Raw genomic sequence first — 11,802 nt, 5'->3', positions numbered from 1 at the left:
CTTAAGTAGACAGAATTGTCACAATCTTAACGGTGACTCAACATAAAAGATACCCCTTCTGATACGCTTCAAACACGCTTTGGTTTCCTATTTTAATTTAATTTGCATTTATTGGCGTTTTTTCTGGCGCAAGATAAGCATCGCGGTCGAGTATTCTTTGGCACTGATAAATTGCAGCCGGTAAAGCTCGCGGATTTCTTCCTCCATCAGCTCAAGATCCGCAATCGGGTCGCCCGTATAAATAATGGTGCCGTAACGTTTCAGCAGTTGCATCACATCGTATAAGTTCTTCATCCGCTCACCTTCCCTGTTGCAATCGATTCGCATTCTGTATGTATCATATCCACCGGAATGTCGTGGGGCTCCACAAAAATGCGGTCTGCCAGCTGCACGCCAAACGCCAATGAACGGGTTGCCCCGGTGTAAGTCGCTAAATAACGGTCATAATAACCCCCGCCAAAACCGATGCGGTAGCCTTCTCTCGTATACACCACTCCCGGCACGATGAGCAAATCAATGTCTTCCGCTTTCAAGTGCACCGTTTCCTCCACTTTTGGTTCTTTCAAATGCATATAAACCGTTTCCAATTGATTAAAATCGGTGATTGCATAAAAGTCCATTGTGCGGTCTTTGCGCCAGCACTTCGGAACAGCCACTCTTTTTCCAGCTTCCCAGCAGGCTTGTATCAGTTCATGGGTATCCACTTCCGGAAACGCCGAGATGGTGACACCGACTGTACCGGCTCTTTGGAAAGCGGGGTCTTCCATCAAACGGCCGACAATAAGGCGTGATTTCCGCTGGTGCTCCGCCCTTTCCATATTGTTCAATTGTTCGAGTACCTGCTTGCGCTGCATCGCTTTATCCAATTGAATGCCTCCTTCCTTCTTAAAAAAGTTAAAATGAATTCTATGTAATGTAAATGGAAGTATCTTTCTTTAGTTTAAAAGATTCCATCGGTTTTTGTCCTTTATAAAGAAAAAAGCCAAAACCCGTTAAGGTTTTGGCAGTCAATGAATTACTTCGTTTCACGGTGTAAAGTCATTTTCTTTTCACGTGAGCAATATTTTTTCATTTCAAGACGCTCAGGGTTGTTGCGCTTATTTTTAACAGTGCTGTAGTTACGTTCGCTACATTCTGTACAAGCTAAAGTGATGTTAACACGCATCGGTATCCCTCCTAATTCTTTCAAAGATCATTTGTTTATTTAAGCGGTTGATCTATACGACTTAATTATTATAGCATATTTCATGGCAAAGTCTACTGCTAGCGGCTAACTTTTATTTCCTTTCCATAAAAAATTCTCCGGCGGAAAGCTAAGCCGGAGAACGGGATTATTTGTTCAAATCGTAATGGCTGCCGCGCACCAGGTAAAATAGCTGTTCGGCTATATTGGTGGCATGGTCGGCCGAGCGCTCCATATAGCGGCAAACAAATGCAAGCTGCGTAATCTGGCTCAATTTATCCGGATGCTGTGCCCCCGATTTCATCAGCTTGTTGATGACAACGCCGTAAAGATTGTCCACTTGATCGTCCAGTTCTGCAATTTCCTTTGCTTTGACGATGTCTTCCTCAACAAACGCTTCAATCACTTGCCGCAGCATCGCAGCAGCAAGCGCATGCATCTGCTTGATTTCATGGATGGGCGACAACAATTCCTCTTTGCCGATCCGGATCGTTTCTTTTGCGATATTCACGGCATAATCGCCGACCCGCTCCATATCCGTCGCCACTTTGATGATGACAATGAGCCTTCTGAGGTCTGTCGCCACAGGAGACTGCTTGGCGATCAGCAAAATGACTTTGTCGTTGATTTCTTCTTCGAGCTGGTTGATCGCTTTATCGTCTTCAATCACTTCGAGGGCAGCGTCTATGTCATGGTCTGTCAGCGCATTGACCGCTTTCGTCAAGGCATCGACGGCCATATTGCTCAATGTAATTAATTGTTCCTGGGCAGATTGAAGTTCGTAATCAAATTTTTCGCGTACTGACATCTGGATTTCCTCCTTCTATTAGCCGAACCGGCCTGAAATGTAATCTTCCGTCCGCTTGTCTGAAGGGTTGGAAAAAATGGTATCCGTTTGATCGTATTCAATGACTTCCCCGTTTAGGAAGAAAGCGGTTTTGTCCGAAATGCGCGCCGCTTGCTGCATATTGTGTGTCACGATAATGATGCTGTAATCCCGTTTCAGTTCCTGCACCAATTCCTCGATCTTCAAAGTTGAAATCGGGTCTAGCGCCGAAGTCGGCTCGTCCATCAAGATGACATCCGGTTCGATGGCAAGTGCACGGGCAATACAGATCCGCTGCTGCTGGCCGCCGGAAACGCTGTAGGCATTTTCCGTCAAGCGATCTTTCACTTCATCCCAAATAGCGGCGCCGCGCAAACTTTTCTCGACAATTTCGTCGAGAATTTTCTTGTTTTTGATGCCGTGGATGCGCGGCCCGTAAGCGATATTGTCGTAAATCGATTTTGGAAACGGATTCGGCTTCTGGAACACCATGCCGACGCGAGTGCGCAATTCTTCGACGCCGTAATCCGAATCGAAGATATTGCGGTCCCGGTAAAGAATTTCCCCCGAGGTTTTGACCGATGGCACCAGCTCCACCATCCGGTTCAAAGTTTTGATGTATGTCGATTTCCCGCAGCCGGACGGCCCGATAATCGCTGTGACTTCGTTTTCTTTGATGTCGAGGTCAATGTTCTTTAACGCATGCTTTTCTCCGTACCATAAATTCAGCTGCTTCGTCAGGTAGACAGATTTACGGTTCTCCGTTTCCGCTAATTTTGAACCCTTCTTTGTTTTCGGTATGCTTACTGTTGTCATAATGAATCCCCTTCCGCATGAATAAGATTAGTAACGTTTTTGGAATTTGTTCCGGATGACGGCTGCGACGGTGTTCATCAAGAGAAGAACCACCATCAATACGATGATTCCTGCTGCGGCCACAACCTGAAATTCCTGCTGCGGGCGGCTGGACCAATCGTATATCTGCATCGGCAGAGCGGTAAATGTATCCATGACGCCGGACGGCAAGAACTGAATAATCACCGGTATGCCGATGACGATCAGCGGCGCCGTTTCTCCGATAGCCCGGGACAGTGCCAAGATACTCCCTGTCAAAATTCCAGGAATAGCAGCCGGCAAAATGACTTTGACAATCGTCTGCCATTTTGTAGCACCCATGCCATAAGACGCGTCGCGCAATTCTCCTGGAATGGCCCGTATGCTTTCTTGTGCAGCCACAATGATGACCGGCAAAATCAGCAAGCTCATCGTAAAGCCGGCTGCAAGGACACTGTTGCCAAGAGACAACGCACGGACAAAAATGGTCAATCCAAGCAAACCGAAGACGACGGACGGCACCCCGGCCAAGTTGGAAATATTGGTGCGGATAAAAGCAGTCATCCGGTTCTTTTTCGCGTATTCCTCCAAATAGATGGCTGAGCCGACACCGAGAATGATGGACGTCGGTGCGACTACCGCCATCAGCCATAACGATCCGACGAGCGCCGCTTTAATGCCGGCTTTTTCCGGGAAGCGGGAAGCGAAATTGGCCAGGAAATCCCATGAAAGATGGCTGATTCCCTGTGTACCGATCCGGTAAAGGAGAATCGCCAAAAACAATAGCGACACCAATGTGGCAAGCAGGAATAGCCCTTTAAAAAGCGTGTTTACTATATTTCTTCCGTTCATTCGTTTAACGACTAATTCTTGGTCAATGTATTTCATCTTAATACTCCTCTCTGAAACGTTTTGACACGTAACTTGCGAGGATGTTCATCACCATCGTGAAGACGAACAGCGTAAATCCGACTGCATAGATGGAGTAGTAAATGGTTGTGCCATATCCTGCATCCCCTTTGGAAACCTGGACAATATAGGCCGTCATCGTTTGGATGGAACCTGTAAAGTCCCCGTCCATCTTCGGCGTCGACCCTGCAGCAAGGGAAACAATCATCGTTTCCCCGATTGCCCGTGAAATGGCCAATACAACGGATGCGACAATTCCGGACAAGGCCGCCGGCAATGTCACTTTCATTGCCACTTCGAATTTTGTCGATCCCATGGCAAGCGCGCCTTCGCGGATTTGCTTCGGCACAGAACTCATGGCATCTTCTGATAAAGAAGCAATCATCGGAATGATCATAATCCCTACCACAATCCCCGGTGATATGGCATTGAAGATCTTAATTTCCGGAAAGAAACTTTGAAGAACCGGTGTGACAAACGTTAAAGCAAAGAATCCGTAAACAATCGTCGGAATACCGGCCAATATTTCCAGTACCGGCTTGACGATGCGGCGGACGGTTTCTCCGGCGTATTCGCTCAGATAAATTGCTGCTCCTATGCCGATCGGCACTGCCACGATGGTGGCGATCAAAGTCACTTTCAGTGTCCCGAGGATCAACGGCCAGATGCCGAACAGCGCTTCTTTATTCGAGAATGGCAGCCAAGTGGTGCCTAACAGGAAATCAGTGATAGGCACGCGGGTGAAGAATGTGACCGTTTCAACTATCAATGTCAATACGATGCCGATTGTTGTCAGTACAGATACTGAAGCAATTAAAAACAAAATGATGGGTATAATTTTTTCGATAAATTGTTTGTTCTTTTTACCTTTCGACTGCGCGATCATTTCTTGCACAGATGGACGCATATGGAATCCCCTTTCAACCGCAAAAGGCGAGCAGCGGCTGCTCACCCTTAGACTTGAACTTCCGAATTATTTTTTCAGTGCTTCTAGATCTGTTAAACCCTTTTTGTATTCATCTTCAGAAAGAGCTACATAGCCGACGGCCTCAGCCATTTCCCCTGCATTTTCCAGCGTATACTTCATGAAGTCGTATGCTGCCGGATCTTCAGCAAGTGCTTTGTTGCTGGCATAAGTGAAGAGCGGACGTGACAACGGAGCGTACTCTCCGGATTCGATCGTTTCGTTGTTCGGTTCAACGCCGCCGATTTTCACTGCTTTCAATGTATCCTGGTTAGCGACATAGTACGCATAGCCGAAGAATCCGATGGCATTTGGATCCGCCTGGATGCCTTGCACCAAAACGTTGTCATCTTCTGATAGTGTTGCAGCACTTACCAAGTCTTCATCTTCAAGGATGACTTCGTTGAAGTAATCGAATGTTCCAGAGTCCGTTCCCGGTGAGTAGAATACAACTTCTTCATCCGGCCATTCCGGATTGATATCAGACCATTTTTTCGTTTTGCCGTCTTCGACCCATAGTTTCTTCAGGTCTTCAACTGTCAAATCTTCGACCCAATCGTTTTCCTGGCTGACGACGACGGTCAATCCGTCAAATGCCAATTGGAATTCCGTATAATCAATTCCGGCTTCTTTAAGTTTGGCAGCTTCTTCTTCTTTAATAGGACGTGATGCATTTGAGAACGCTGTTTCCCCCTGGATGAATTTTTCAAATCCTCCGCCGGTTCCTGATACGCCGACTGTCACTTGGACATTTGGCTGAGCTCCCGCATATTCTTCTACAATGCCTTCCATGATTGGAGCGACTGTAGATGAACCGTCACCCGAGACCGATCCTTCAACTTGCGCCGATTCTTCTCCAGCGGTTTGTGAAGAAGTTTCTGTTGATTCATTAGCCGATGTTTCTTCCGAGCTGCTTCCGCAAGCCCCAAGAACTAAAGCCGATCCAAGAATGGTTGATGCCATAGCGTATTTCCAGATTCTCATTGTGCAGTTCCTCCTAGTGTTTGTTTGCTTTACTCTTTTTACTATATAGAGAGATTATTGAGGACATATAAAGCGATTGTTAAGAGATTGTAAAGTGAAGTTCCAATTATCAAAAAAATGCTTTCAATAATAGTTAGCCGGCTGTCCTTCTTTCCACTATTTGCTGCATTAGGCCCGTATATATGACGCGCAGCCAAAAGTCCAAACATTTCTACTAACTTATGTACCAGAAAAATGCTAAATAGTATGAGAACTGATTTTGAAATAAAAAAAAGGAAGCCATAGGATGGCTTCCTTTCTCAGATTGTTAATAAAGATATAGAAAAAATTCCTTCTTCTTATATCTCTGATATTCCGCAAAACAGCTCCGCTTTCCTGCGGGCTTGCGCCGAACTAACTCGGCCTGACAGCCGAGTGGATTTCGGCACTTCGCTGTCCCGCGGGAGTCTTTGCTGTTTTGCTCCATATCAAGAGTAGGCGAGAAACAAGCGTGCGCTTCATTTTGCTCTCTTTTCACGCGGATCCCTGTAAAGAAGCAAGAAACGGAATGAAGCGGAAGGCGGCGAAAAACTACTACTCCTGTTTCTGCATCGCTTCACTAGCTTCGAAACATGAAAGAGCGTTGCATCGCTGCGCTAGCTTCGTCGCAAACAATTCTGCTTTGCAGACTTGTTTCCTGCGGGAGCAGAGACGGAGTAAAGCGAAGGAGCGAAACGGCTTAGAGAATGGAATGTTTCTCAACAGCCAAAAAACGGAAGCCATAGGATGGCTTCCGCTTTTTATTGCCCTGCCCCTTCTTCCACTTCAGTGGAAGTGTAAGGCGGCAAGATTTCACTTGTTGAATCATTCACTCTTGATTTAGTCAGTTCAAAATACTTGTCAGCTGCCGCACGGGCGATTTCGTTATTCGTTTTCGGCACATTTTTATAATCCGTTGTCACATATGGAATAACAACCGCATATGCAATTTCCGGATTCTCAAAAGGCGCAAATCCGATATGCGCAATATTGATGGAAGATTTCCCATTCAATGGATGCTCTTTGTCGTAATACGTCACTTCCGCGGTTCCCGTTTTACCGGCAGCCTTGTAAGGTGCATCCTGGAAAAACGCACGTGCCGAGCCTTGGGCGCCGGTATACACACGCCGCATGCCTTCTTTGACCTGATTGATTTCTTCTTGTGTATTATTGATGCGATTCAGAACCTTCGGCTCGACAGTTGTTTCAATCGGGCCAAGAGTTCTTCCATCTGTAGATGGCTGGCGGATTTCTTTTACCAAATGCGGTTCCATCCGGTAGCCGTTATTCGCGATGGTAGAAATGTATTGCGCCAATTGCAGCGGCGTATACGTATCATACTGCCCAATCGCCATGTCCAATAACGAATAGCCATTGGTAGTGCCGCCGGCATATCCGGTTGCTTCGTTCGGCAAATCAATGCCGGTCTTGACGCCAAGTCCGAATTGGGCGTAGGATTTGCGCATCGTTGTAAAACTTTCTTCCGGTACCCGCAATCCGCGGTTGTATTGGTACGTAGTGCCAGCAATCCGAAGTGCAATCTTGAACATATACACGTTTGAGGAGCGCTCAATCGCCTGCAGGTCGCTCATTGGGATGCGGTTGAACAGATGCGTATTGAAAATCGAATTTTTTTGTGTTGTAGAGGCGAATTTCAATGGTTCATCGATCATGACTTCATTCAACTCAACGGCATCTTGCGAATAGCCAGTGAGCAAAGTCGCCCCTTTTACCGTCGATCCCATTTCATGGCTTGCCGTGAAAGCGCCGAACGCATAATCATTGACCACGGTTTTGCCGTCCCGGTCTTCGCCAAGGCGCTTGCCTACCAATGAAATGATTTCTCCGTTCTGAGGATTCATCATCACAAGATACGCGTCTTTCACCAATTGTGAATTCGGTCCGCGTTTTAATGCCAGCAATTTATCTTCCACGATTTTTTCCATTGCGCTCTGGATTTCACTGTCAATCGTCAACACCAAATCTTTCCCTGGTTTGCCTTCGTCGACAGGAACCGTATCTACTACCCGGCCTCGGCCGTCGGTAATATTCTTAACAACGGATTTCTGCCCTTGCAGCACTTCTTCATATTGTTCTTCCAAAAAACTCGTGCCGACCCGATCATTGCGGGAATAATCCCGGGCCAAGTAATAATCCAGTTTGCTTGCAGGGATTCCCTGGTCCGGCGTTGTGGTACTGCCAAGGATTGTCAGTTCAGTTGACTTTACACGTTTCCAATCGGTCACGGTATTAACGCCTTTTAGTTTCGGATCGGTCAAGCGCTCGGAAACACGGGCAAATTCTTCGTCTGTTACCCCTTCATTTTTGATGATCTGAGGAGACAACGCATACCCTGAAGTCATTTCCCGGTAAATCGCCAGAATCTCCAGCTCTTCTGCCGTCAGGCTATTCAATTCTTCTTCCGTGATTTTTTCACGGACTAGCGCATCCAGCTTGCGCTGTTTTTCTTTTTCCTGGATGTCTTCACCTTCGATGGCTTGCCTTTCTTCATCTGTCACTTTTGCTGTTGCTTCTTCACCATGAAGCAAAATATAAAAATCCTGCTTGTCGCGCAGAGTTACCCGATCGGTTTCTTTTTGGATCAATTTCGCCAATTCGGATGCCACTGTCAGCATCTCTTCTCTTTTTGTGGTCTGCATTTTCGTATATGTAATCGCATTGACAGGGTTGTTGTCGACCTGCACGCGGCCTTCGCTATCAAAAATCCGGCCTCTGGGCACGCTCGTATTGACCGGCACTTCTTCGGTTCGGGCCAATGCCCGGGTAAAATCTTCCCCTTTTACAATTTGAAGATAACCGAGGCGCAGAATCAAGACGGAAAACAGCAGAAAAATGGAGAAAAAGAGGACATTCATCCGAAAGACGGTATGTGATTTCAGCTTTGCCCTTGCAAGCGAAACACGTCTTTTCTGAGGGGTATTCATTGTTTGCACTCCTTCCGCCAAAATTACTTTGTTAGTATATCATCGAAATCAAAAAAACACACACTTTTTCAGACGAAAAAGTGTGTGCAAAGTTTCAATTTATGATAATTATTTAGCAGCTGTGAAGCGTTTTGATACTTCTTCCCAGTTAACTACGTTCCAGAAAGCTGCAAGATAGTCAGGGCGTTTGTTCTGGTACTTCAAGTAGTAAGCGTGCTCCCAAACGTCTACACCAAGGATTGGCGTTTGCCCGTCCATCAATGGAGAATCCTGGTTAGCTGTTGAAGTTACTTCCAACTCGCCGTTGTTAACAACTAGCCAAGCCCAGCCAGAACCGAAACGTGTTTTGCCTGCGTTTTCGAATTTCGTTTTGAACTCATCAAAGCTTCCGAACTTAGCGTCGATTGCTTCTGCAAGTTCGCCTGATGGAGCGCCAGTGCCGTTTGGTGTAAGCAATTGCCAGAACAACGAGTGGTTAGCGTGTCCGCCGCCATTGTTGCGCACTGCTGTGCGGATGTCTTCTGGTACTGCCTGCAAATCAGAAATCAATTCTTCAACTGATTTAGATGCAAGGTCTTCGTGGCCTTCTAATGCCGCGTTTACGTTTGTTACATAAGTGTTGTGGTGTTTCGTGTGGTGAATGTTCATCGTTTCTTTGTCGATGTGTGGTTCAAGTGCGTCATACGCGTAAGGTAATTCTGGTAATTCATAAGCCATGATCAAATTCCTCCTTGAGTCTATTGTTCTACTTTCTTAGCGTAACAAAGTTTTCAAAACCTTACAATTAAAATGCATGGCTTTTGGTGCGATTCAGCCTAAAGACTGATTAAACAAGGAAAAAGAACAAAGCGACCATCACGATTTGGATGATTCCTTTCGTAAAGACCGATGTGATGAATCCGACTACCGACCCAATGCCCGAACGGATCGATTGCTTAAGGCTTGACCGGTTGAAAATCAACTCCGCAATGATGGCCCCTAAAAACGGCCCGATAAGGATTCCCGCAATCGGAATGACGAACGGCCCGATGATCAGCCCGATGGTGCTTCCCCACAAGCCGGCTCTCGAGCCGCCGAATTTCTTGACCCCAAACGCATTGGCAAGTGCATCTGCCCCGAACAGCAGAACGACAAACAGCGATTGAATCAGCCAGAACCACCACGGCAAGTCGCTGAAGTCAAAAAACAGCCCATAAATCAAAAAGCCGCCGAATATAAATAGAACCGCTGGGATGATGGGGTAAACCAGACCCACAAAACCAATGATAAAAAACAAGACAATGAGTATCCAGCCGATCACTTCCATTTTTCAGCCTCCTAAATTAAAAACTCTCTTTCATCGTGCCTTACATTTAAATAAATGTAAAGCGATGAAAGAGAGTGGTTTACAGCTCTATGAAGTTTTTTGTTATGAACGGTTCCCGAGGATCGCTTCAGCAATATTCACGGAGTGGTCGCCAATCCGTTCCAAGTTGCTGACGATGTCTACAAAGACAATTCCTGCCTGAGCGGAACATTGGCCTTCATTCAAACGCAAAATATGTTTTTTCCGGAATTTGCGTTCCATTTTGTCGATCAAGTCTTCCTGTTCAGCTACTTCCCTTGCCAACTCATGGCTGGTCGTATCCAAAGCATTCAACGCTTTCTCGACGGTCGCAATGGTCAGTGTAAACATTTCGGCCAAATCAGCCATGGCATCATCCGTGATTTTCACCCGGTTGTTTTCCTGGTAGTCGATCAATTCGATGATGTTTTCAAAGTGGTCGCCGATGCGTTCGATATCGCGAACGGTTTCCATCAGCATCGTGTGGCGCGTGGAATCCGCTGCCGAAAGCGATTCTGCTGAAATCAGCACCAAGTAATCGGTGATTTTCTGATCCAGGTTATTGATGGCATCTTCCAACTGGTAGCCCATCTCGGCATCTTTTTTGCTCTTTGTTTTCAAATATTCATAAGTTTCCTGTAGCCCTTGTACCGCAAAATGGCCCATGCGAAGCACTTCTTCTTTTGCCTGTCCAAGCGCAATCGAAGGCGATTGTTCGATAAAGTGGACATCCAGGTGTTTCGGTTTGAATTCAATCGTTACATCCTGCCCTGGTATAACACGTGTCACCAGGTATGCCCAAGCCCCGATCAACGGGAACTGGATGATGGTGTTGACTACGTTAAAAGTACCGTGAGCAAATGCAATCTGCATTTTCGGCTCCAGGTTGAGCACTCCCGCTATCCATTCCACATACATGGTAAATGGAGTTAAAAGAATTAAGAAAATAACGGACCCGACTACATTGAACAGCACATGAACAGCTGCTGCACGGCGCGCTGCAATAGATGCGCCCAAAGCTGCCAGCACCGCTGTAATGGTGGTTCCGATGTTATCGCCGAACAAAACCGGCAAAGAAGCACCAAGCGTCAAAATGTTCTCATCATAAAGCCCCTGCAAAATTGCAACTGTTGCACTGGAACTTTGGACAATCAACGTAAACACCGTTCCGACAACAACGCCCAGAATCGGCATTTCGCTTAAGCTGATCGTGAGATCAATAAACGACGCAGATTCGCGGAGCGGCTTCATGCCGTCGCTCATCAGTTCAAGCCCGAAGAACAATCCGCCGAACCCGAAAATAACTTGCCCCATATTTTGAATCTGGTTTTTCTTAAAGAAGAAAATCAGAAGTGCGCCAAGTGCCATAATCGGCAAGGCATACGCACCGACATCCAGTCCAATGATAAACGCTGTAATGGTTGTCCCGATATTGGCTCCCATAATAACGCCAATCGCCTGCCGTAGAGTCATAAATCCTGCGCTTACAAGACCGACTACAATAACAGTCGTCCCTGAACTCGATTGAATCAGGACAGTTACGATGATACCAACGAGTACCCCCATGAACGGGTTGGTGGTAAAGCGGTCCAAAATACCGCGAAGTTTATCGCCCGCAGCCTTTTGCAAGGCATCCCCCATATACTTGATTGAGAATAGGAAAATCCCCAACCCTCCAAAGAAGGTAAAGAGCATTTCTTGCCAGTTCGTTTCCACGATTATTATTCATCTCCTAAATTTACGATTTCACACCTAACCTATTATGAAGACTTCAATAAGAACTTGTAAACACCTTTTGAGAAAATTTACAATCCC

The 11,802-nt window shown here is 46.3% G+C and carries 12 protein-coding genes; all 12 read right to left on the bottom strand.

What is annotated here, in order from left to right; translation table 11 throughout:
- Window positions 1-108: 108 nt before the first annotated feature.
- Window positions 109-294: a YqgQ family protein gene (locus tag HU147_RS08980; protein WP_224075913.1), complete on the bottom strand. Its 186-nt coding sequence runs from the start codon at window positions 292-294 to the stop codon at window positions 109-111.
- A complete protein-coding gene (locus HU147_RS08975; RefSeq protein ID WP_224075912.1) occupies window positions 291-866 on the bottom strand; it encodes a 5-formyltetrahydrofolate cyclo-ligase in 576 nt (191 codons plus the stop codon). Before HU147_RS08975 ends, HU147_RS08980 begins: the two co-directional genes overlap by 4 nt.
- A 149-nt stretch (window positions 867-1,015) precedes the next feature.
- Window positions 1,016-1,165, bottom strand: coding sequence for a 50S ribosomal protein L33 (gene rpmG / locus HU147_RS08970; RefSeq protein ID WP_036809376.1), 150 nt, complete (start codon window positions 1,163-1,165; stop codon window positions 1,016-1,018).
- Between the two features lie 166 nt (window positions 1,166-1,331).
- Complete coding sequence (gene phoU / locus HU147_RS08965) at window positions 1,332-1,991, bottom strand: phosphate signaling complex protein PhoU (RefSeq protein WP_224075911.1); 660 nt, start codon at window positions 1,989-1,991, stop codon at window positions 1,332-1,334.
- A gap of 18 nt (window positions 1,992-2,009) precedes the next feature.
- A complete protein-coding gene (gene pstB / locus HU147_RS08960; protein WP_224075910.1) occupies window positions 2,010-2,825 on the bottom strand; it encodes a phosphate ABC transporter ATP-binding protein PstB in 816 nt (271 codons plus the stop codon).
- A 27-nt stretch (window positions 2,826-2,852) separates the two neighbouring features.
- The gene (gene pstA, locus HU147_RS08955) at window positions 2,853-3,731 is read right to left on the bottom strand and encodes a phosphate ABC transporter permease PstA (protein WP_224075909.1); all 879 of its coding nucleotides are present in this window, start codon (window positions 3,729-3,731) and stop codon (window positions 2,853-2,855) included.
- A 1-nt stretch (window position 3,732) separates the two neighbouring features.
- On the bottom strand, window positions 3,733-4,659 hold the full coding sequence (pstC, locus tag HU147_RS08950; RefSeq protein ID WP_224075908.1) for a phosphate ABC transporter permease subunit PstC: 927 nt from the start codon (window positions 4,657-4,659) through the stop codon (window positions 3,733-3,735).
- Between the two features lie 66 nt (window positions 4,660-4,725).
- Complete coding sequence (locus HU147_RS08945) at window positions 4,726-5,700, bottom strand: PstS family phosphate ABC transporter substrate-binding protein (protein ID WP_224075907.1); 975 nt, start codon at window positions 5,698-5,700, stop codon at window positions 4,726-4,728.
- A gap of 779 nt (window positions 5,701-6,479) precedes the next feature.
- Window positions 6,480-8,663 (bottom strand): peptidoglycan D,D-transpeptidase FtsI family protein, encoded by a 2,184-nt coding sequence (locus tag HU147_RS08940; RefSeq protein ID WP_224075906.1) that lies wholly within the window; start codon window positions 8,661-8,663, stop codon window positions 6,480-6,482.
- A 108-nt stretch (window positions 8,664-8,771) separates the two neighbouring features.
- A complete protein-coding gene (locus HU147_RS08935; RefSeq protein ID WP_036809395.1) occupies window positions 8,772-9,380 on the bottom strand; it encodes a superoxide dismutase in 609 nt (202 codons plus the stop codon).
- A 109-nt stretch (window positions 9,381-9,489) separates the two neighbouring features.
- Complete coding sequence (locus HU147_RS08930; protein ID WP_224075905.1) at window positions 9,490-9,969, bottom strand: DUF456 domain-containing protein; 480 nt, start codon at window positions 9,967-9,969, stop codon at window positions 9,490-9,492.
- A 102-nt stretch (window positions 9,970-10,071) separates the two neighbouring features.
- On the bottom strand, window positions 10,072-11,703 hold the full coding sequence (locus tag HU147_RS08925) for a Na/Pi cotransporter family protein (protein WP_224075904.1): 1,632 nt from the start codon (window positions 11,701-11,703) through the stop codon (window positions 10,072-10,074).
- Between the last annotated feature and the right edge of the window lie 99 nt (window positions 11,704-11,802).

This window comes from Planococcus chinensis (assembly GCF_020071995.1).
GTDB classification, from domain to species: Bacteria; Bacillota; Bacilli; order Bacillales_A; family Planococcaceae; genus Planococcus; species Planococcus chinensis_A.
Note: the sequence above shows the minus strand (reverse complement) of the source record. Positions and strands in the feature narration are given on the sequence as shown.